Origin of the sequence: Geobacillus sp. BMUD (assembly GCF_013096845.1) — a bacterium.
Lineage (GTDB): Bacteria > Bacillota > Bacilli > Bacillales > Anoxybacillaceae > Geobacillus > Geobacillus vulcani.
In genome coordinates this window covers 65,424-85,480 of sequence record NZ_SDLA01000004.1, presented here as the reverse complement: position 1 = coordinate 85,480, position 20,057 = coordinate 65,424, and the positions used below count along the sequence as shown (strand labels likewise).

Annotated in this window: 22 protein-coding genes; 7 read left to right on the top strand and 15 right to left on the bottom strand. The window is 52.7% G+C overall.

Going from position 1 to position 20,057, the window contains the following annotated elements:
* Positions 1–181 precede the first annotated feature (181 nt).
* From hemQ to gerQ, 3 genes are all read left to right on the top strand, one after another.
* Positions 182–928, top strand: a complete 747-nt coding sequence (hemQ, locus tag ETC05_RS07150) for a hydrogen peroxide-dependent heme synthase (RefSeq protein WP_031406569.1) — start codon at positions 182–184, stop codon at positions 926–928.
* A 204-nt stretch (positions 929–1,132) separates the two neighbouring features.
* Positions 1,133–1,576 carry a cell wall hydrolase gene (locus ETC05_RS07145; protein ID WP_031406567.1) on the top strand — a complete coding sequence of 148 codons (444 nt, stop codon included), beginning with the start codon at positions 1,133–1,135 and terminating at the stop codon, positions 1,574–1,576.
* Between the two features lie 24 nt (positions 1,577–1,600).
* Positions 1,601–2,182, top strand: coding sequence for a spore coat protein GerQ (gene gerQ / locus ETC05_RS07140; RefSeq protein ID WP_031406565.1), 582 nt, complete (start codon positions 1,601–1,603; stop codon positions 2,180–2,182).
* A gap of 301 nt (positions 2,183–2,483) precedes the next feature.
* On the opposite strand, the gene ETC05_RS07135 is transcribed toward gerQ, so the two are convergent.
* The 4 genes from ETC05_RS07135 to ETC05_RS07120 form a co-directional block, all read right to left on the bottom strand.
* On the bottom strand, positions 2,484–2,855 hold the full coding sequence (locus ETC05_RS07135; protein WP_031406563.1) for a DUF423 domain-containing protein: 372 nt from the start codon (positions 2,853–2,855) through the stop codon (positions 2,484–2,486).
* Positions 2,856–3,147: 292 nt separating this feature from the next.
* Positions 3,148–3,447, bottom strand: a complete 300-nt coding sequence (locus ETC05_RS07130) for a YwdI family protein (protein ID WP_031406561.1) — start codon at positions 3,445–3,447, stop codon at positions 3,148–3,150.
* A gap of 18 nt (positions 3,448–3,465) precedes the next feature.
* A complete protein-coding gene (locus tag ETC05_RS07125; protein WP_031406559.1) occupies positions 3,466–4,155 on the bottom strand; it encodes a uracil-DNA glycosylase in 690 nt (229 codons plus the stop codon).
* Between the two features lie 151 nt (positions 4,156–4,306).
* Positions 4,307–4,690 carry a YkvA family protein gene (locus ETC05_RS07120; protein WP_031406557.1) on the bottom strand — a complete coding sequence of 128 codons (384 nt, stop codon included), beginning with the start codon at positions 4,688–4,690 and terminating at the stop codon, positions 4,307–4,309.
* Between the two features lie 128 nt (positions 4,691–4,818).
* On the opposite strand from ETC05_RS07120, the gene ETC05_RS07115 reads away from it, so the two are divergent.
* The 3 genes from ETC05_RS07115 to ETC05_RS07105 are packed head-to-tail and all read left to right on the top strand — an operon-like array spanning position 4,819 to position 6,384.
* On the top strand, positions 4,819–5,169 hold the full coding sequence (locus ETC05_RS07115; protein ID WP_031406555.1) for an STAS domain-containing protein: 351 nt from the start codon (positions 4,819–4,821) through the stop codon (positions 5,167–5,169).
* Positions 5,166–5,654, top strand: coding sequence for an anti-sigma B factor RsbW (rsbW, locus tag ETC05_RS07110; protein WP_031406553.1), 489 nt, complete (start codon positions 5,166–5,168; stop codon positions 5,652–5,654). Before ETC05_RS07115 ends, rsbW begins: the two co-directional genes overlap by 4 nt.
* The gene (locus ETC05_RS07105; RefSeq protein ID WP_031406551.1) at positions 5,614–6,384 is read left to right on the top strand and encodes a sigma-70 family RNA polymerase sigma factor; all 771 of its coding nucleotides are present in this window, start codon (positions 5,614–5,616) and stop codon (positions 6,382–6,384) included. Before rsbW ends, ETC05_RS07105 begins: the two co-directional genes overlap by 41 nt.
* A gap of 49 nt (positions 6,385–6,433) precedes the next feature.
* Here ETC05_RS07105 and ETC05_RS07100 read toward each other — a convergent pair whose 3' ends face one another.
* The 11 genes from ETC05_RS07100 to ETC05_RS18285 form a co-directional block, all read right to left on the bottom strand.
* Complete coding sequence (locus ETC05_RS07100; protein WP_156961403.1) at positions 6,434–8,302, bottom strand: SpoIIE family protein phosphatase; 1,869 nt, start codon at positions 8,300–8,302, stop codon at positions 6,434–6,436.
* A 310-nt stretch (positions 8,303–8,612) separates the two neighbouring features.
* A complete protein-coding gene (locus ETC05_RS07095) occupies positions 8,613–9,248 on the bottom strand; it encodes an FMN-dependent NADH-azoreductase (RefSeq protein ID WP_031406543.1) in 636 nt (211 codons plus the stop codon).
* Positions 9,249–9,432: 184 nt separating this feature from the next.
* Complete coding sequence (locus tag ETC05_RS07090) at positions 9,433–9,582, bottom strand: hypothetical protein (protein WP_171660693.1); 150 nt, start codon at positions 9,580–9,582, stop codon at positions 9,433–9,435.
* A gap of 207 nt (positions 9,583–9,789) precedes the next feature.
* On the bottom strand, positions 9,790–11,172 hold the full coding sequence (locus ETC05_RS07085; RefSeq protein ID WP_171660691.1) for a glycine--tRNA ligase: 1,383 nt from the start codon (positions 11,170–11,172) through the stop codon (positions 9,790–9,792).
* A 291-nt stretch (positions 11,173–11,463) separates the two neighbouring features.
* Positions 11,464–12,294, bottom strand: coding sequence for a glycosyltransferase family 2 protein (locus ETC05_RS07080; protein WP_033842802.1), 831 nt, complete (start codon positions 12,292–12,294; stop codon positions 11,464–11,466).
* A gap of 219 nt (positions 12,295–12,513) precedes the next feature.
* Positions 12,514–13,710, bottom strand: a complete 1,197-nt coding sequence (locus tag ETC05_RS07075) for an MFS transporter (RefSeq protein WP_171660690.1) — start codon at positions 13,708–13,710, stop codon at positions 12,514–12,516.
* A gap of 173 nt (positions 13,711–13,883) precedes the next feature.
* On the bottom strand, positions 13,884–15,329 hold the full coding sequence (locus ETC05_RS07070) for a glycoside hydrolase family 32 protein (RefSeq protein WP_171660688.1): 1,446 nt from the start codon (positions 15,327–15,329) through the stop codon (positions 13,884–13,886).
* A gap of 10 nt (positions 15,330–15,339) precedes the next feature.
* Complete coding sequence (locus tag ETC05_RS07065; protein WP_031406519.1) at positions 15,340–16,716, bottom strand: sucrose-specific PTS transporter subunit IIBC; 1,377 nt, start codon at positions 16,714–16,716, stop codon at positions 15,340–15,342.
* 198 nt (positions 16,717–16,914) lie between these two features.
* Entirely contained in the window at positions 16,915–17,745 is an 831-nt protein-coding gene (gene licT / locus ETC05_RS07060; RefSeq protein WP_171660687.1) for a BglG family transcription antiterminator LicT, read from the bottom strand.
* 18 nt (positions 17,746–17,763) lie between these two features.
* Positions 17,764–18,258, bottom strand: coding sequence for a PTS sugar transporter subunit IIA (locus ETC05_RS07055; RefSeq protein ID WP_171660686.1), 495 nt, complete (start codon positions 18,256–18,258; stop codon positions 17,764–17,766).
* The gene (locus ETC05_RS18285) at positions 18,225–18,599 is read right to left on the bottom strand and encodes a hypothetical protein (protein WP_171660664.1); all 375 of its coding nucleotides are present in this window, start codon (positions 18,597–18,599) and stop codon (positions 18,225–18,227) included. Before ETC05_RS18285 ends, ETC05_RS07055 begins: the two co-directional genes overlap by 34 nt.
* 127 nt (positions 18,600–18,726) lie before the next feature.
* On the opposite strand from ETC05_RS18285, the gene ETC05_RS07045 reads away from it, so the two are divergent.
* Entirely contained in the window at positions 18,727–19,962 is a 1,236-nt protein-coding gene (locus ETC05_RS07045; RefSeq protein WP_031406510.1) for a PucR family transcriptional regulator, read from the top strand.
* The last annotated feature ends 95 nt before the right edge of the window (positions 19,963–20,057 follow it).

The following is a 20,057-nucleotide window of genomic DNA, read 5'->3' as shown; positions in this document are numbered from 1 at the left end:
CCTACTCTATTAAGCATACCTCTTTTATAGGGAAACGCAACGCAGGTAAGCCCTTCCAACCAATAATTCATCTTTTGTAACTATTCTGTACATTTTGATCCCGTACGCCAATATCAGCGTTTTTGGGCAAACTATGGTATAGTGATAGTGGACATACTCGATCTCATAAGGAGTGAAGATGATGAGTGAAGCGGCCCAAACGTTGGACGGTTGGTATTGTTTGCACGATTTCCGCACGATCGACTGGAGCGCATGGAAAACGTTGCCGAGCGAAGAGCGCGAGGCAGCGATCAGTGAGTTTTTGGCGCTTGTCGACCAATGGGAGACGACGGAAAGCGAGAAGCAAGGAAGCCATGCTGTCTACACGATCGTCGGACAAAAAGCGGACATTCTGTTCATGATTTTGCGTCCGACGCTGGATGAGTTGCATGAAATCGAAACAGCGCTTAACAAAACGAAACTCGCTGACTATTTGCTACCTGCGTACTCGTACGTTTCGGTCGTGGAGTTAAGCAACTACTTGGCGTCCGGCAGCGAAGATCCGTACCAAATTCCAGAAGTGCGCCGCCGTCTGTACCCCATTTTGCCGAAAACGAACTATATTTGCTTCTACCCGATGGATAAACGGCGCCAAGGCCAAGACAACTGGTACATGCTCTCGATGGAAGAGCGGCGCGAACTGATGCGCGCCCACGGCATGACCGGCCGAAAATACGCCGGAAAAGTGACGCAAATCATCACCGGCTCCGTCGGCTTGGATGATTTCGAATGGGGCGTCACCTTGTTTTCGGATGATGCGCTCCAGTTCAAAAAGCTCGTTTATGAAATGCGCTTTGACGAAGTAAGCGCCCGTTTTGGCGAGTTTGGCTCCTTTTTCGTCGGCACCCGCCTGTCAGCGGAAAAAGTGCCTTCTTTCCTCCATGTATGAAGCAAAGCCCCGAACGATACGGGGCTTTGCTTCGTTTTCGCTGCTTTTTTGGACAATCATCCGCTTTCTGTCATATGCAGCCTGATTCCCCCATACACATAAAAACAGAAAATCTTTTCAGAAACATTCTGTTCGTGTGTCACCATTTTCTCGTTCCACCAATAGCCTATTACTGTCGAAATTCACAACGACTGAGGTGACGATATGGGTCAGATCGCTCCCTCCATTGTAGCCCACACAGAAGAGGAAGTAAAGTTGCTGGCTCGGCTCATGCGAGCGGAAGCGGAAGGAGACGGGCGGCTTGGGATGCTCATGGTCGGCAACGTCGGCGTCAACCGCGTCATCGCCAACTGCCTTGACTTCCGCGGCATCCGCTCCATCCGGCAAATGGTGTTCCAAAGCCCGGGCGGCTTTGAGGCGGTGCAAAAAGGGTACTTTTACCAACGGGCGCGCGAAGTGGATATCGGACTAGCCCGCCAAGTGCTCCGCGGTTGGCGCTACCACCCAGCGACAAACGCCCTTTGGTTTTTTAAGCCGCCTGAAGGCGAGCCTTGCCCGCCGCAATGGTTCAACCAATGGAACGTCGGCCGCTACAAATCGCATTGCTTCTTCGCGCCGACTCCATCCGATTGTCCGCGCGTTTACTAACTTTTCATATGAGGAGGTTTTTTTATGTCCAACCATACAGAAAACAATTTCTATCCGCTTGATGAGAAACAGCAATACCATTACCATGCACCGTTCGACCCGGAGCGGCAACAACCGTATGCAGCTTATCCGTACGGCTACCCGTATCCGCAGCCATACTATCCGGCGGCGTACCCGTATTCCTACTATCCGCAAGCGGCGGCCGCCCCGACGATGACGCCGACAACAACCGCCCCGACGTTCGGTTTGCAGGCGCCGACGTTTGCCGCCCCGACGCCGACACCGACCACCGCCGGTCCGACAATTCCGGGGATGCTGCCGATCGAAGAGTCGTACATCGAAAACATTTTGCGGCTAAACAAAGGAAAAGTCGCCACTATCTATGCGACGTTTGAAAACAACCGCGAGTGGAATGCGAAAGTGTTCCGCGGCGTCATTGAAGCGGCCGGGCGCGACCATGTCATTTTAAGCGACCCGCAAACGGGAACGCGCTATTTGATCCCGATGATTTACCTCGATTACGTCACATTTGAAGGCGAAATCGCCTACGAATATCCGTTTGCCGGCGCCTCCGCCACGCCGCTCGCCTCCTATTCGCCGCGCTAAGTGCAAGCGCAAAACCGATGTTCGATGAGCAGAGAGGGTGTCCCAAAAACTCGGGACACCCTCTCTTATTACCGTATATAGCAGCAAAATGATCGATAAGAAACAATATATTGTGTTTGGTTTAAGGAGCATTACCCTCTTGGAAGCCCCTCTCTTCTTTATTTCATCTGATGTGACGACCATCACATATTGCCGACGTCCAGTTGTATATCATGATGGCAAATGAACCAAAAGAGGTGCCTTCTATGATTGGGACAGCGCATGCTTTCCTGTTCGGAGTACACCTTGCCCCGTGCTCCGTTTACAGCCATTTCAACGCCGCATAACCAATCATCACCCAAGCGACCAAAAAAGCAACGCCGCCAAACGGAGTGATCGCGCCAAGCGGCTTGATTTGCGTTACACTTAATACGTACAAACTCCCAGAAAACAACACAATGCCGGCGAACATCACCCAGCCCGCTGCACCGATCAACCCGACATTTGGCGCTTTGCCAAGCAGCAGTCCAACGATCAGTAGCCCGGCCGCATGAAACATCTGATATTGCACCGCCGTTTTCCAAATCTCCAAATAACGATCCGGAATTTTCCCTTCCAACCCGTGTGCGCCAAACGCCCCCAACGCCACAGCCAAAAACGCATTGAGCGCGCCGAGAAGGACGAATGTTTTCATAGCTGTCCCACCTTTCTAAATGGAAGATTGTTTTCCCTCACTCCATTATATAATGGGAATGTTCCCTGACAACAAATTACTAATGGGTGGCACCCACTTGATGGAACCAGCCGATCGGGAGCACCACTGACCAGACCCACATTCAGGCCGGAGAACCGCTTCTTGTCCTCCGGCGCCAAACAGAATAAGCTATATGAACATCTCCCACCTACATTCCATTTCGAGGTGGGAGACTTCTCGGTGAATGTGTTAAAAGGAAAGAGCCGCTCCACGGGTTTTCCTTGTCTTTCCCTCAAAAATCCAACAACGACTCCCCGTTCGCCTCATCATCAATGTCAGGGGAGCGTCCCCCGACAGAAACGACTCCAAACGAAAGCCCACCAGCAACCGACATCGGCCCGCCGACGACAAGCGGCCCTGTAGAGGCAGCCGGAGCGGACGGTTGTGAAGAACTAGCTGTTTCGAGCATTAAGTCACATAAGGCGCGGACGGCGGCGACATGTTCGCGCATCCGCTGCGGGTCATGGGTCGCCTTCGCTTTGTGCAATTCGTCTTCCATTTTGGCGACAACCGCCGCAAAGGAGATCGTCATGACTTCTTCCCCCTTTCTTCATTCAGTGCGGACACCGATGTTCTCGATTTGCCAGTCGATCGGCTCGCGTCCGTGCTCGGTTAAAAACGCGTTCGTCCGCGAAAATGGGCGGTGGCCGAAAAAGCCGCGCGCGGCGGAAAACGGGCTCGGGTGCGGCGCTTCGATAATGAGATGGCGTGGATTCGTAATCCGTTCTTTTTTCTCTTGCGCATTCCGGCCCCAAAGCAAAAAGACGACGGGATCGTCTTTTTCATTGACGAGTTCAATGACGCGGTCGGTGAAATGTTCCCACCCTTTGCCGCGGTGGGAGTTCGCCTGGCCGCGGCGGACGGTCAACACCGTGTTTAACAATAGCACCCCTTGCTCGGCCCATTTCACGAGATAGCCGTTATCCGGTATGTAGCAGCCAAGGTCATCATGCAGCTCTTTGAAAATGTTCACTAAAGACGGCGGCACTGGCACGCCCGGCTTGACGGAAAAACTCAACCCGTGCGCCTGCCCCGGACCGTGGTACGGATCTTGCCCAAGCAGCACAACTTTGACGTTCGCGTACGGCGTGTAATGAAGAGCGTTGAAAATATCGTGCATATCGGGATAGATCGTCCGCGTCCGGTACTCTACTTTTAAAAATTCGCGCAGCTTCAAGTAGTACGGTTTTTGAAACTCCTCTTCAAGCAGCGGAGCCCAGTCGTTTTTGAGAATCGGCATTGCGAGCAACTCCTTTGCCATCGGCTTTTTTCCTTTTATCATTGTAACCAAAAAGACACCACCGTCAAAGCAAAGTGAATAGGGAGCCATGGCGAAACCTGTTTCCCCAACAAGAAATGTGCCAATCCCTTGCCGCAGCCATCAAAGAAGATCAAAATGTCCACGAAATCAACCACCGGAGCAGCCAAACGCCAAGCAGCACGTATAAAAAAAGGATCAGCGCCCCAGCGGCCCAATTCGTCGGTTTGCCGTGCTTGGCGAGCTCTTCCGCCCGCGCCCGGTGTTCGGCGACGATGTCTTTCGGCAGCCATTTCAGCGCCAAGTAAATACCAAGTGGCAAAAGCAGCAAATCATCGATATACCCCAGAACCGGAACAAAATCGGGGATCAAATCGATCGGGCTGAACGCATACGCCACAACGGCCAGCATAAACAGCCGCAGCCAGATGGAAACGCGCCGGTCGCGAACCGCAGAATACAAGACGAATATGTCCCGTTTCAACGTCTTTGCCCATTGTTTCCACTTTTTCAGCATCGCATCTCCCTGTCCTTTCCTGTTTCATATCGTATAAAATATGGGTATAGCAAAATAAACGTTGTAAAATGGACAACCTTCCCACATCATCATGAAACCGACTCATCGATCATGTGAGGTGAACAACCGTGGATAGGAAACGATTTCACGTTGTACATGAAGAACAGCCAGACCGTCATGTTGTATACATAAAAGGCGAGCTTGATTTGGCAGCGGCCGAACAGTTTCAACGCGCCGTCGAACCGCTTGCTCATGACGCGTCAAAACCGCTTGTCATCCGCCTTGAAGAGTTGACGTATATCGACAGCACCGGCATCGGGATGTTTGTCGCACTGCTGAAAACGCGCAAAAAACAAGAAGCGCTGTTTATGATTGAAAATGTGCCGCCAAAGGTACAGCGCCTATTTGATTTGACTGGGGTTTCCTACTTTTTTTCCGAAACGAACAATGCGACAGAAAGGGTCGGAGGCCAATCATGAAAGAGCATGAAACCGTCGTACAGCTATCCATTCCAGCCGATGCGCAGTTTATTGATATCGCACGTTTGACGTTATACGGGCTGGCTGCCAAGATGGGCTTTTCCTATGAAGAAATTGAAGATATGAAAGTCGCCATCTCTGAAGCGTGCAACAACGTCGTTCTTCACGCATACAACGGGAGAAGCGGTGACATTCATCTGCGCTTTGAGATGAGCGCTGATGCGCTTTCCATCGTGATTAAAGATGAAGGCAAAGGGTTTGATTACAAACAGGTGGCCAAGCAAGCGGCGCCCCTGTCCGCGAAACCGCTTGAAGACGTAAAAGCGGGCGGCCTCGGCCTGTTTTTGATGGGAGCGCTCATGGACGATGTCACCGTCACGACAAAGGACGGAACGGAAGTCCGCCTGACGAAATTCCGCCATCGCGGCGAAGGAGAGCATGCCCATGACTGTATATCCCCCTCCTCTGTCCAAGAGCAAGCTTGACGCCCTCATTTCCGCCTATCAACGAACAAAGACGGAAGAAGCGGCGACGGCCTTGCTCGTGCGCTTCGAGCCGCTCATTGCGGCCGCAGCGAGAAAAATGGCGCGCAGCCGTCCAGACTTTTACGAAGACTTGTTTCAAGTCGGCCGGCTGTCGTTTTTGCGCCTCCTTGACCATTACGACCCCAAACAAGGAACAAGCTTTGAGTCGTATGCGATGAAAAGCTTGATCGGCTATATGAAAAACTATTTGCGCGACAAAGCCTGGTACATCCAAGTGCCGCGCAAGGTGAAGGAAAAAGGAAGCAAAGTGCAGCAGGCGATCGACGAATTGACGGTCAAGCTTGAACGGTCGCCGACGATCGATGAGATCGCTGACCACTTAGGCTTATCGGTCGAAGAGACGATCGAAGTTTTGGCCGGACGCGACCATTACCAAGCCGTCTCGCTCGATGCCCCGGTGCAAGACGGGGACAAAGATGCGACGACGATCGGCGATTTCGTCGCGGATGAAGCGAACGAAATCGAGTCATTGATCGAGCGAATGGATTTAGAGCAGGCGATCGGCAAATTGAGCGAGCAAGAACAAATCGTCATCGACGCCATCTTTCGGCGCGGGGAAACACAACGTGCGCTCGCTGAGCGGCTCGGCGTCTCGCAAATGACGATCAGCCGCATTCAAAAGCGGGCGATCGCGAAATTAAAGCGGCAGCTCGCCGCCTATTCATCATAGCGGTCAAACATCGCGCTGCCGGACCGATCAAGCGGCCGGGCAGATCATGTTAGCGGCGGCGCAGCAACAACAACGTCTGATCATCTTTTGGCTTGTATTGATGATACGCTTGAATATGCTCATACAACTCGCGAACGATTTCCGATGCCGGCTGGTCAAGATTGACGCGGGCGACCATGGAGGCGAGAACGGAAAAATCATCGTCCTCCTCTTCGCCGCGTTTTTCCGTCACCCCGTCGGTGTACAGCAGCACAAAATCACCCGGCTCGAGCACCACCGACTTCGTCTCAAATGAAAATTGCGGAAACAAGCCGAGCGCGCAGCCTTTGGCGGTGAGCGGCACGCATTGCTTCGTTTTCGCCTGATACCAGAGCGCCGGTTCGTGTCCAGCGCACGCGTACGAGAACGTATGCGTTTTTTCGTTGTAATTGCCGACAAACATCGTGACAAACATCGACGGCTCGGTGTAGTCATAAGCGAACCGGTTCAACAGGTCAAGATACACGTGCGGCTGCGTTCCGTAATGGACGGTCCGGTCTAGAATAAATTTCATCAGCGTCATAAGCATCGCCGCTGGAATGCCTTTCCCCGACACATCGGCAATGCCGGTAGACACCGATGTTTGATGGACAGCAAAGTGGTAAAAATCTCCGCTCAACACTCGGGCAGGGACGCTCAGGACACCGATGTCCACATACGAGGGCAAGTCCATCTTCGAGGACGTCTGTAAAAGCGTTCGCTGCATATTCGCGGCAAGCGACAGCTCAAAGTCGAGTTGTTCGCGTTCACGCTCAAGCCGCTCTTTCTCTTTTTTCTCCGTCATGTCGCGCAAGACGGCGACAAGCCCCGCCAGCGCACCGTTTTCCAACACCGGCGCCAGCGTATAACCGACCGGCAGGCAGACGCCGTCGCGGCGGCGAAACGGCTCCTCCTCGACGCGAATCACCTCGCCGCTTTTCAGCCGTTTGACGACGCGGCGCAGCTGCTTCCAATCCCACTTGTCGCCGTCTGGCCCCGCTAATGAGACAAACGAAAACAGCGGCTTGCCTTTCGCCTCTTCCAAAGTGGCGCCGATCAACCGGCTCGCCTCCGGATTCATCCAAACGATCTGCCCGTCGCGATTCACCATCAGCAATCCTTCTCCGAGGGCGTTCGCCATCATCTCGAGCTGTTGTTCACGGTGCTTCAGCTCCACGTATGGCTTTTCCACCGTTTCCACATACATGGCACGCACGACATACAAAAATCCAGCCATTTCATAAAGCTGTCCCCATAGCCCATACCCGCTGCCAAACATGAGCAACCATTGGCCGAGGGCAAATAATAGAAGCGCCATAGACCAGTATAGGGAAGCGGGGGCCCTCCCTTGCCGAAAACGCCGCCATGTGAACACGGACGCCGCTGCCTCAAGCAAACCGACCGCTCCTTCCCCTGCGCGCCACCAAAACGGCCAGCGGATCGTTCCATGCGCCGGCCAAAACGGGGACGTGATATGGATGAACAAACTAACAGCCGCCGTATACAAAAACGCGGCCAAAAACGCCTGCCAGCGTTGCCCGCTTTGCCGTTCCATCACCTCATCGGGCCGTGAAAAGAGAAAGAGCAGCCCCCAAGCAAGCGTAAAGCGGGCAGCGAGCGAAAACAGCGCCGCCAAAACGTCGTCCTCTGTGAAGGAAAGGACAAAATGAACAGAAAAGAGCGCCCCCGCAGAAAAAAACAACGCCCCCATCATGAGCCGCTCGGTTGATAGCGTATGCGGAAATACGGCCCATCCTTGCAAGGCGACAAGCCAACAGACGACGACAGCGGCAAACCCTAAAGAAAGAAGAATAGGATGATCGAATTCTAGCAAAAGCGGCAGACGACCGCCAGCGAACAGAAGCAAGCCAAACAGCCCAGCCGCCAGCGTTGCCGCCATGACGTGCCAACGCGCTGGCCGATATCGTTGATCTTTGTTCACAAATGGTGAACCTCCACTCCTCACTGCTATATGGTTTATTATACCATACGTTGGACATCAAACGCATACGAACGTCGCCGCCTCCCCATTTTCGCTTCCACCGCCGGAACAACAAAAAGAACGCTCTCTAAACAGAGAGCGTCCTCCACCACGATCATTTCCCATGCAATTTTGAAATCGACATCATGAGGCCAACCGCGCCGGCGGCGACGATGAAGTATCATGTCCCATGCAGCTTCGAAATCGTCAACCTGTTCAAAGCGTCTTATTAGAACGTGTGCGCCAAATCTTTTGCCCGAGCGATGGCGTTCGCTTTGATTTCTTCTGCCTTTTCCGGCACGGCCGCATGCCCTTCGACAAACAGCCCTTCAAACGACGGCACGCCGAAAAACTGCATAATGACGCTTAAATACCGATGTCCCATCTCCATTTGTGCCGCGGGGCCTTCCGAATAAAATCCACCGCGCGCTTGAATATGGAGCGCCTTTTTGTCCGTCAGCAATCCGACCGGCCCTTGTTCCGTATATTTAAAGGTCTTGCCGGCCACCGCCACGGCGTCAATGTACGCTTTCAATACCGGCGGGAAAGAAAAGTTCCACATTGGCGTCACAAAGACATATTTATCGGCGGAAATAAACTGTTCGCACAGTTCGTTCATCCGCCCGACTTTCGCTTTTTCTTCGTCAGACAGCTCTTCAAACGATTTCCCGGAGCGAAGTTTGCCCCAACCGCTGAATACGTCGACGTCAATTTCCGGGATGTATTCTTTATACAAGTCGAGATGAATGACTTCGTGATCCGGATGCACTTGTTTGTACGTGTCAATAAACGCCTTCCCGACCGCCATGCTGTAAGACTGCGTGTCATCATGCGGATGGGCGGTAATGTACAATACTTTTGTCATGATGCATACTCCCTTTCTTCGATGATCTCAGCATGTTAGTGTGTGCCAATTGCCACAACGGCATGCATTTATCTTTGTTCCAAATATCTCGAACGGGAGATAATTATAGAAGGAGGAGACGAATTTCGCAAATCATTTGCCCAAAAAAAAAAATTGCCCTAGAGGCAATTGACGTGCGGATCGGCTATTCGCTTTGCTCAACAACAAACGGATTGCCGCTGATTTGTTTTCGTATCTCATCCGTGAGCGTAAACGGTTCGTTTTTGACAGCGTTTTCATTACTGCCAGGCAGATGGCCGCTTCCATCGTAGTAGATCGGTTTTCCTTCCATCATGGTTGACCCTCCTTTGATCCATGCAGGATGCAGGGACTAGTCTGTGCTCCTATTTTACCATTTATGCGGCGGGAATTCGATCGTTTTTTGAAATTTCAACTATAAAAGCGATTCCATTTCCGGGCGTCTTTTCAATCGTCTGCTTCTTTGTTTGGCAAAAAGCCGATAAAAAACCGGGGCTTTACGAATGCCCCGGCGTTCTTGTCATCAAAAAGCGATCTTTTCCTCCAAAAAGGCTTTGAGCTCCCCAATCGGCAACCGCACTTGTTCCATCGTATCGCGGTCGCGGACGGTGACTTGGCCGTCTTGTTCGGACTCAAAGTCGTACGTGATGCAAAACGGCGTGCCGATTTCGTCCTGGCGGCGGTACCGTTTACCGATCGAGCCGGTTTCGTCGTAGTCAACCATGAAATGTTTCGCGAGCTCTTCGTAAATGCGGCGCGCCCCGTCAGCGAGCTTTTTCGACAGCGGCAAGACAGCCGCTTTGTACGGCGCGAGCGCCGGATGTAAATGCATCACCGTCCGGGTCGTTCCGTCTTCCAGTTCTTCCTCGTCATAGGCATCGATCATAAACGCCAGCGTGACGCGGTCGGCGCCAAGCGACGGTTCAATGCAGTACGGGATGTAGCGTTCGTTCGTTTCTTGGTCGAGATAATGGAAGTCCTCGCCTGAGTATTCCATATGCCGCTTTAAGTCGTAATCGGTGCGTGACGCAATGCCCCACAGCTCGCCCCAGCCGAACGGGAAGCGGTACTCGATGTCAGTTGTGGCGTTGCTGTAGTGGGACAGTTCTTCTTTCGTATGATCACGCAGACGAATGTTGTCCTCCTTTATGCCGAGCGACAACAGCCACTCCTTGCAAAATTGCTTCCAGTAGTCGAACCATTTCAGCTCTTCGCCCGGTTTGCAGAAAAACTCAAGCTCCATTTGCTCAAATTCGCGCGTGCGGAACGTGAAGTTGCCCGGCGTAATTTCGTTGCGAAAGCTTTTGCCGATTTGCGCGATGCCAAACGGCAGCTTTTTCCGCATCGTGCGCTGGACGTTTTTAAAGTTGACGAAAATGCCTTGCGCCGTCTCCGGGCGCAAATAAATTTCGTTGACGCTTGACTCGGTGACGCCTTGGTACGTTTTAAACATTAAGTTGAACTGGCGCACGTTCGTAAAGTCGCGGCTGCCGCATTCGGGGCAGGCGATGTCATATTCCCGAATGAGTTCATCCATTTTTGCAAGGGGCAACCCGTCGACGACCATCTCGATCCCTTTTGCCTCGAGCGCCTTCTCAATCAGCTTATCGGCGCGATGGCGCGCTTTACACTGTTTGCAGTCGACCATCGGATCGTTGAAGTTGCCTAAGTGGCCTGACGCTTCCCACGTTCTCGGGTTCATTAAAATGGCGGCGTCCAAGCCGACGTTGTACGGCGACTCTTGGACGAATTTTTTCCACCACGCCCGTTTGATATTGTTTTTCAGCTCGACGCCAAGCGGACCGTAATCCCATGTATTCGCCAGTCCGCCGTAAATTTCCGATCCCGGAAACACGAAGCCGCGATGTTTCGCGTGGGCAACGATTTCTTCCATGGTTGCAGCCATGTTATCATCCTCCTTTACATGTGTATGGTGCCAACAAATCAAAAACGCCCTCGCCCCTAGGCATGACGCCTAGGGACGAGAGCGTAGCTCCCGCGGTTCCACCCTAGTTGATGCGCAAACGCGCATCCCCTTTTTCCATTTCCGCTCCGGACTGCCGTTTCATTAACCGTCTTCACCGGGCTTCCACCATCCCCGGCTCGCTTTGGAAGAGAGGGTTAACTACTATTGATCCGTCATCGCGATTCGTTATGCGATTTTGCTCACTATGATAACAAACCCGCAAAACCTCTGTCAATAGTTGCCTCTCTTTTTTTGCGCCCAAAATCGCGACACGATCGGCTGGCCGTCCCAGATGACTTCACTTTCGGCGCGGCGGCGCGCGACTTCCGGCTCGTCAAGCAAGAGCCAAAAGTTTTTCACCGGCAAATCGCCGAGCCCATGCTTCTCGCAAAGCCGCCGCAAATATTGGCGCCGCCTGTCGTCGAGCTGTCGCGACATGTTGTCGCCATCCGCGCTGAACGCATACAACACGGTCGCCGCCGCGACACGGGCGACGCGACACACAGAGGCGGCACGCAAAAAGAAGTCCCAATCCCAATAGTTGTGGATAGACGGGTCAAAGCTGCCGATTTCGTCATGAAGCGACTTGCGATACACGCTCCCGGACGGGACGTACGTTGAAAACGTCCGCATGGCTTCCAAATCGTACTCATAGGCAAATAAGAAGCGAGCGAATGGGACGCGCTGATCGTTTTCGACCCGATACTGGACAATTTCCGCATCGGCATAGGCGAAGTCCGCATGCTCGAGCGCCGCGACCATCCGCTCGAGATGGCACGGCAACACTAGATCATCGTCGTCGCAAAGCATGATGAGCTCGCCGTTCGCCGCCTGGACGCCTGCGTTGCGGGCCGCGACATGTCCTTCGTTGTCGCGGCGGTCAATGACGCGGATGTCCAGCTCCGGATACAAGGCGACGACATCATCGATCGGCTCGCCGCCGTCGTTCACAACGATGACCTCAAACGGCTTGTACGTCTGCCGACTTAACGCTTCAAGCAGCTCGGCAAGCGGATATGGACGATTGTACGTTGGGATGACAACGGATACAGACGGACACAACGGGGGATTCCACCGCCTCTCTCATTTTTCCCAAACCAAAAGGGGCTTACCCTTAAGGTATAGCCCCTGTTTCCGTTTGTCAACTTAGAAAGCTGGTGATGTAAGGGAACAAACCGCTTATCAATCTCGTTTTTCAAATAGAAAAGCCCTGTCGCATCAGGATCGCCTTTCAAACAATCCCCCGTTGCCCAAGAGAAACAACCGTTTCTCACTAGCCATTTAGGCGAGTTCCTGTTGCTTCGTCTCTTTGCCAAGAACAGTGACCGAGAGGACGGCGACAAGGACAGACAGGCAGAACAGGGTGAAAATCGCCGTCACGGACACCCCTTTGGCGACAAGCGAGCCAACGAACAGTGGGCCGAAGATGCCGCCAATGCGGCCAAACGCCGCCGCCATGCCGGCGCCGGTCGCACGAATCGACGTCGGGTATTGCTCCGGCGTGTACGCATACAGCGCTCCCCAAGCACCGAGGTTGAAAAATGACAAGAAAATGCCCGCTGTCATCAACCCCGCAAGCGACTCGGCCGTGCCGAAAAAGTAGGCGCTTGCCGCTGTGCCAAGCAGATATGTGATCAAGACGAACTTCCGCCCGACCCGCTCGATCAGCCACGCGGCGCTGAAATAGCCGGGCAACTGGGCGAGCGTCATCACAAGCACGTATTCAAAGCTTTTAATTAAGCTGAACCCTTTCATGACCATGACGCTTGGCAGCCATAAAAACATGCCGTAATACGAAAAGACGACACAAAACCAAAGAATCCAAAGCATCGTCGTGTCCTTCCGGTACGGCGCCGACCATACGTTGGCGATATTGTCCCATACCGTTCCCTCTTTTTTCGTTGCCATAAACCGTGGCGAGTCGGGCAGCCGGAGGCGTAAGTAAATGGCGTACAGCGCCGGCAAAGCCGATAGCCATAACGCGGTCCGCCAGCCGTAAGCCGGAATGACAAAATAGGAAATGAGCGCCGACAGCAGCCAGCCGCCGGCCCAAAAGCTTTCAAGCAGCACGACAGCCCGGCCGCGATCCTTAGCTGGCACCGCTTCCGAGACGAGCGTTGACGCGACCGGCAGCTCGCCGCCAAGCCCCATGCCGATTAAAAAGCGAAGTGCCAAAAATGCCGCCAACGTCGTCGTCAGCGCCGACAGCCCGCTGCCAAGGGAAAACAGCAACAATGTGAAAATAAAAACGTTTTTCCGGCCGATTCGGTCGGCAAGCAACCCAAACACGAGCGCCCCAACGGCCATGCCGATCGAGTTGACGCTGCCGATCCAGCCGACTTGTTCGGCTGTCAAGTTCCAGTCTTTTTGCAAGGCGGCCATCAAAAACGACAACATGCCGACATCCATCGCGTCAAACAGCCAGCCGAGACCAGCAATGCCTAACAGCTTGCGCTGGGAAATCATCGGTTGATTCATGTGTATCCCCCTGTCATTATTAGTGTCAAGACACGATCTATATTCATTATAGAAGGGGAAAGGGGCAAATTCAATCATATATTGCTCATTTTCTCACAAAATGAACCGCAATGATAATAAAAAAGCCGCCGAAAAGCGATTGCTCTCGGCAGCTTTGCTCGTGTCAACCAGTCTTATAATTCCCATTTCTCAATGTCCATATGAAGATGTCCATGAGCTCCAAATAAAATCGTTCGATCGTCCTGATGAGGGAAAAATCGGGCGGTGAACGTTTCTTCGCCGTCATTGACGAACAGTTCGAGCGATGACGTATCAAGGAAAAGGTGAAGCGAACGAAGGCGCGGCAGGCGGCATTGCCGCTTTTCCGTCAGCCCGTTCACGAAGCTTTTTCGTTCAAGCGTCAACACGCCTTCATCACCATTGTAAACGAGACGGGCGGCATGGCGCAGATGGATTTCCAGCATGCTCCCGAACAGTTCGATATTGTCAAGGCGAAGCTCGATCGCGTCTCCCTCGATTCCTGGCCATGACCGCAGTTCATTTACAACAGCGACGTTTCGATAAGCGACTTTTTGTTTGCGCAACTGTTTCAGTTCCTTGACCGGCGTCTGTCTCAGCTTGCCGTCGACGAGGCGGAGTTCACGCGGCAAGGTGAGGGCATGCACCCAGCGATGGCGCACGGTTGGCTGTCGGTCTTCGTCTTGGTCGGGCACACCCATCCAGCCGATGAGAATGCGCCGTCCATGCCGGTCGAGCATCGTTTGCGGAGCGTAAAATTCAAAACCGCGGTCAAGCTCCTCAAACGGCCCATGGAGAAATTCCGTTCGTTCGTAATCGAGGCGGCCGACAAAATAGCCTGACTGGTAGACATTTTGATAGCGCATCCCATCTGGTTTTAATCCTTGTGGGCAGACGATGAGCACGTCTTGCCCATCTAATGAAAACAAGTCTGGGCATTCCCACATGTAGCCAAACGGGCCGAGCCAGTTCGAATTTCCGCCAGCAATCGGGCCAAGATGCTCCCAATGACAAAGATCAGCGGAACGAAACAGCACTGCCTTTCCATCACCGCTTTCACTTTGCGCCCCGACAATCATATACCATTGGTCGTCTTTTCGCCATACTTTCGGGTCGCGGAAATGGGCAGTGTAGCCGTCCGGGAGCGTGATGACGACCCCCTTTTTTGTAAAATGAAACCCATCTTCGGATACAGCCATGCATTGGTATGTCTGGCGGTTTCCTTGTTCATCTTTCACATTGCCGGTGTAAAACAACACGAGCTTTCCATCGCAACTAATCGCACTGCCAGAATAACAGCCATCTTTGTCATACCATTCGCTTGGCGCTAGAGCGATCGGTGCTGCTTGCCAATGAACCAAGTCTGGGGATGTATAATGCCCCCAGAACTTGGCCCCATGGCCGGTGCGAAACGGCATCCATTGGTAGAAGACGTGATATGTTCCGTTCCAGTCGATCAGCCCGTTCGGGTCGTTCATCAGCCCGACCGGAGGCATGAGATGGTAGCGAAGCCGATACCGGTCACGATTTACAAGGATCCCATATTTTTCAATTTCGGCATATGCTTGTTCAATAAGTTTCTGTTCGCGTTCGGATTTCATCGCGCGCCCCTCACTCTTCTTCTTCGCGGAATTTCAGAAGCAGTGTCGCCACAAACGCCGAAACAACCGCAATGGCAAAGCCGATTAAATAGTGCATGACGTTCGTGAGCCCTTGCGGCGCGACGATGGCGATCATCGGGATGCCGGTCAGCCCGTAGGCATTAGCCACGACATTCGTCAATACAACGTACGCTCCGCCGAGCGCGCCGCCAATGGCTGCGGCGATAAACGGCTTCCGGTATTTTAAGTTCACCCCGAAAATGACCGGCTCGGTAATGCCTAAAAACGCCGATAAGGCCGCTGGGAGCGCAATTTCTTTCGTTTTTGCCCGCTTCGATTTGACGAAAACAGCTAAGCCAGCCCCGCCTTGGGCGACGTTGGCCATCGACCAAATCGGCAACAAATAGTTGACGCCAAGCTTCGCCAACAAGTTCGCTTCAATCGCATGGAAGCTATGGTGCACGCCAGTAATAACGATCATCGAGTACAGCCCGCCGAAGATCAGGCCGGCTAACGCCCCGCCATAATGGTAAACAAAGTTCAACACGGTTGTAATGCCGTCACCAAGCAAATTGCCGAGGGGACCGATGGCTAAAATCGTAATAAACCCCGTCAAAATGACAGTCATAAACGGAACAACAAGCAGACTGACCGCATGGGGCACAACTTTGCGCAATCCACGCTCGATTTTGCTCATCACATACGTCGCCAGCAAAATCGGCACCACTGTTCCTTGATACCCGACCATGGCAATATCAAAGCCAAGAAAATGCAGATAGTTTGGCTTAGCCTCGGCCAATCCCCACGGGTTCAATAGCGCCGGGTGAGTCATAATCCCGCCGATGACCGCCCCTAAAAACGGCGTACCGCCAAATTCTTTCGCCGCGCTGAAGCCGATTAAAATCGGCAAAATGATAAACGCCGCACTGGAGAACATATCAAGCAAAATATACAGGGCGCTGTCCGCCGCCACCCACTTGAATGCTTTCATCATCCCGAGCAGTCCCATAAGCAGACCGCTCGCGACGATCGCCGGGATGATTGGCACGAAAATGTTCGATAACGTTTTCGCAAAGCGCGCGAGCGGATTCATTTTTTGCTTGATGGCTTCTTGATGCACGTCGGCACCGCCCTGCGGCACCCCTGCTTCTCGGGCGAACGCCTCGTACACTTTATTGACCACACCGGTGCCAAAAATAATTTGAAACTGCCCGGAGCTGGAAAACGCCCCTTTGACCCCTTCGACGTTTTCAATGGCCTTTGCATCAGCCTTTCGATCATCTTTTAAAACAAGACGAAGCCGTGTCGCGCAATGGGTCGCGCTAATGATGTTTTCTTTCCCGCCAAGGAGCGGGATGAGCTGTCTGGCAATGTGTTCGTAGTTCATTGGTGAACTCCTCTCCTTCTTAATGATGATTCATGGTGATAAAAAACAAAAAAGACCTAAAACATACAAAGGGCGATCTGACGGCATCATTCGTCTGCCGTCCCCTTCATACGTTCTAGGTCTTGCCTGCTCGAAGCAGTAACAATCCCGCCATATTTCGTTGCCTGCTTTGCATTATACGGGAACGTGCTGTTTTTGTCAACGCTTTCTCAACCGTTGAATATGCAGCGCAATATAGGCGAGTTCCTCTTCCGGAAAGCGAATGCCATATTCTTTTTCCGCATATTCCGAAGCTTTTTGCGCACACGCCCACTCGCTCGCATATTTCGTCTGAATGAGCGCAAGCATCTCCTCATCCATGGAATGAATCGGTTCCCCGTTTTCGATGCGGCTTAAGGCAAACCGCAAATGGGTGAGCAGCCGCTGGTACGAAATGCTTTCTTCATCGACCGATATGCCAAGCTCTGTTCGGATGAGATCAACAAGTTCATGAATGAGCGTCGTCTCCCGCAGCGTTTTGTTCATACTGGCGGCGTCGAGTTTCGCCGTATGAATATGAAGAGCGATATGGGCGGCTTCATCATCAGGGATCTCAATGCCAAGCCGCTCTTTGATCAGCTGCTTCGCCCATAACCCGATTTCATACTCAGCCTTATACAACACCTTAATTTCATTGAGCAATTTGTTTTGAATGCGGTAGCCTTGTTTCAGCCGCTCAATGGCAAACGACAAATGGTCGGTCAGTGCGATATGGATATGGTCGCTCAGCGGCGCTTGCAGCTTTCCTTCCGCATAGCTGATAATTTCTTCGGCAATATCGATATGTTCCTCTGGCAGCGTGCGAAGCAGCTGCTGGAATTTCTCGTTTTCTTCTTCCATGACAAAAATTTTTTCAATGCGCCCTGGGGGAATCAAGTCGTTTTTCCGTTTTTGGAATGCAATCCCTGGGCCCATGACAATTTTCTCTTTGCCTTCATCGAGCACGACAACGGCGTTGTTGTTTAAAATCTTATGGATGCGAAACGCCATATGTCCCCCCTGCCGCTCTTATTTCATTTTCACATGAAATAAGACGGTCTCGCCTTTTGCCGCTGAGGCTTCCGCCTTTTTCTCGAGGCTTTCGAGTGCATCGCCGTTCGTGATAATGATCGGCGTAATCGCGCTTTTCGCTTTCTCGCGAACGAGCGAAACGTCGACGGAAAGAAGCCGCTCGCCCCGCTGCACCCGATCGCCGGTCTTCACATAGGCGGTAAACCCTTCCCCGTTCATCGAAACGGTGTCAATGCCGACATGGATAAGCAGTTCAACCCCCGCTTCCGAACGCAAGCCGATGGCATGCTTCGTCGGAAAGAGCTGAATGATTTCGCCGTCCACCGGAGCGACGACGTCCCCGTCCGTCGGATCGATGGCAAGGCCATCGCCCATCATTTTTTGTGCAAACACCGGATCAGGCACATCCTCAAGCCGCATGATCGTCCCATCAAGCGGCGCGGTGATCGTCTCTTCCTTCAGCTGTTGCTTGCCAAACCATTTTTTGAACAATAGGCGTCATCCTTTCTGTTCAGTTCATCCGACAACAAGTATACCTGAACAAAAGGAAACTGCAAGCGGTGCTGCTTGCCCTTGAACCGGTCAAGCTTGCTCATGTAGACGCCGGCAAATTTCTTCCGCCAATGCCTTCGTCGCCGCCGTGCCGCCAAGATCCGGGATTTTGACGCTGTCAGCGGTGACGTCCTCGATCGTTTGCAGCAAGAGGGCGCCGATCCCTTCTTCGCCGATCCTCCATGAACATCGGCAATCGTTTTCAACACATCCAACGCCGCTGGCACGACTTCCTTGCCGATGCCGTCGCCGGGAATGACAGCGATCTCCCATTGTTTCACTGTTGTCCCCCTCCTTGTCGAATCCCGCTTTTTGTTCATTCGACAAGAAATACATCCATCCCGCTTCATCAGAATACATTATGGTAAAATGAAACTACCATCACATGGACGATGCGGGGGAAACGATATGCGTAACGATTATGATCCGTTCCGCGGCGAGTTTGACAGCCTTGAGGAGTTTGCCGACCGCGTCAGCGACGTGCTGCGCTGCCCAGTGACGATCGAAGACGCCAATCATCGCCTCATCGCCTACAGCGCCCACGATGACTACACCGATCCCGCGCGGACGGCGACGATCATCAGCCGGCGCGTGCCGGAAAAAGTGATCAACAGCTTATGGAAACAGGGCGCCATCCCGGCGCTGCTCAAAAGCCGCGAGCCGGTGCGCGTGCCGCCCATTGAAGATGTCGGCCTCGGCAGCCGCGTCGCTGTCTCTATTTGGAAAAACGATGAAGTGATCGGCTTCATTTGGGTGCTCGAAACGAACCGGACGCTCACGCCTGAGGAAATGGAATGGCTGAAGCTGGCGGCCAAAGCAGCGAAAAACAAAGTGTTGCAGCTGTATATGCGCAAAAACAAAAAAGAAGAGCGGGTGCAAGAGCTGTTTTGGAAGTTGCTCACCGGCCATATCGCGACCGAAGACGAGATCCGCACGCATCTTGCCGCGATGCAAATGACGGCAGCGCCGCCGTTTGCCGTTGTCGTCTTCCGATTTGCGGCTGATTTGACGAATGAAATGGAACGGCAAATCTCCTACCTGCTGCAAACGACCCAGCAGCTTCCGCTCCCTCTTTACACGACCGACGGCCGCGACGTCATTTTGCTGGCGGCGCCGAAAACCGAACAGCCGTTGAAAGAGCTTCAACGGTTCATCGAGTCATTCGCCGCCAAAATGAAAGAACGGTTTCACATCCATGATGTGCAATGCGGGTTTGGCGGCGTATATGGCGCCTACCGCCTCATTGAAAAAAGCTACCGCGAAGCGCTCGCCGTCTTGGCGCTCAAAGAGAAGCTCGGCGATGAAATCAAGTCCGTTTACGGCTATGCCCAGCTTGGCATTTACCAATTTTTCGATTTTTTGCTTGAACAAAAGCGGCAAGGGGAATGGACCAACCCGGCGTTAACGAAGCTGCAATCGTACGACCAGAAACACCACAGCGACTTGGTGAAAACGTTTGAAACGTTTTTTGACCATAATGAAAACGTGCAAGAAACCGCCGACGTTCTCAATGTTCATCCAAACACGCTCACGTATCGACTGAAGCGGATCGCTGACATCGCGGAACTGGATCTCCATGACATGAACCAAAAAATCAAATTATATATCGATATTAAATTGGCCAAATATGAAGCGCGCGGTTGAATTTGTGGAAATCCACAAAAACCGGGCGCTTCTTTCTCTTTTTTGAACAATGCCTGGCTCTTTCTCCTCTTTTATACTATAAGTAAGGCTACTTT

Bases quoted from the DNA above. Each gene is read 5' to 3' on its own strand.
- ETC05_RS07045 (WP_031406510.1), top strand. From the start codon at position 18,727: ATGCGTAACGATTATGATCCGTTCCGCGGCGAGTTTGACAGCCTTGAG.
- rsbW (WP_031406553.1), top strand. From the start codon at position 5,166: ATGAAAGAGCATGAAACCGTCGTACAGCTATCCATTCCAGCCGATGCG.
- ETC05_RS07130 (WP_031406561.1), bottom strand. From the start codon at position 3,447: ATGACGATCTCCTTTGCGGCGGTTGTCGCCAAAATGGAAGACGAATTG.
- ETC05_RS07125 (WP_031406559.1), bottom strand. From the start codon at position 4,155: ATGCCGATTCTCAAAAACGACTGGGCTCCGCTGCTTGAAGAGGAGTTT.
- ETC05_RS07075 (WP_171660690.1), bottom strand. From the start codon at position 13,710: ATGAATCAACCGATGATTTCCCAGCGCAAGCTGTTAGGCATTGCTGGT.
- hemQ (WP_031406569.1), top strand. From the start codon at position 182: ATGAGTGAAGCGGCCCAAACGTTGGACGGTTGGTATTGTTTGCACGAT.
- ETC05_RS07100 (WP_156961403.1), bottom strand. From the start codon at position 8,302: ATGGCGGCAACGCTGGCGGCTGGGCTGTTTGGCTTGCTTCTGTTCGCT.
- ETC05_RS07090 (WP_171660693.1), bottom strand. From the start codon at position 9,582: ATGATGGAAGGAAAACCGATCTACTACGATGGAAGCGGCCATCTGCCT.
- licT (WP_171660687.1), bottom strand. From the start codon at position 17,745: ATGGCGTTTCGCATCCATAAGATTTTAAACAACAACGCCGTTGTCGTG.
- ETC05_RS07135 (WP_031406563.1), bottom strand. From the start codon at position 2,855: ATGAAAACATTCGTCCTTCTCGGCGCGCTCAATGCGTTTTTGGCTGTG.
- ETC05_RS07145 (WP_031406567.1), top strand. From the start codon at position 1,133: ATGGGTCAGATCGCTCCCTCCATTGTAGCCCACACAGAAGAGGAAGTA.
- ETC05_RS07105 (WP_031406551.1), top strand. From the start codon at position 5,614: ATGACTGTATATCCCCCTCCTCTGTCCAAGAGCAAGCTTGACGCCCTC.
- ETC05_RS07095 (WP_031406543.1), bottom strand. From the start codon at position 9,248: ATGACAAAAGTATTGTACATTACCGCCCATCCGCATGATGACACGCAG.
- ETC05_RS07065 (WP_031406519.1), bottom strand. From the start codon at position 16,716: ATGAACTACGAACACATTGCCAGACAGCTCATCCCGCTCCTTGGCGGG.
- ETC05_RS07070 (WP_171660688.1), bottom strand. From the start codon at position 15,329: ATGAAATCCGAACGCGAACAGAAACTTATTGAACAAGCATATGCCGAA.
- gerQ (WP_031406565.1), top strand. From the start codon at position 1,601: ATGTCCAACCATACAGAAAACAATTTCTATCCGCTTGATGAGAAACAG.
- ETC05_RS07120 (WP_031406557.1), bottom strand. From the start codon at position 4,690: ATGCTGAAAAAGTGGAAACAATGGGCAAAGACGTTGAAACGGGACATA.
- ETC05_RS07085 (WP_171660691.1), bottom strand. From the start codon at position 11,172: ATGGCTGCAACCATGGAAGAAATCGTTGCCCACGCGAAACATCGCGGC.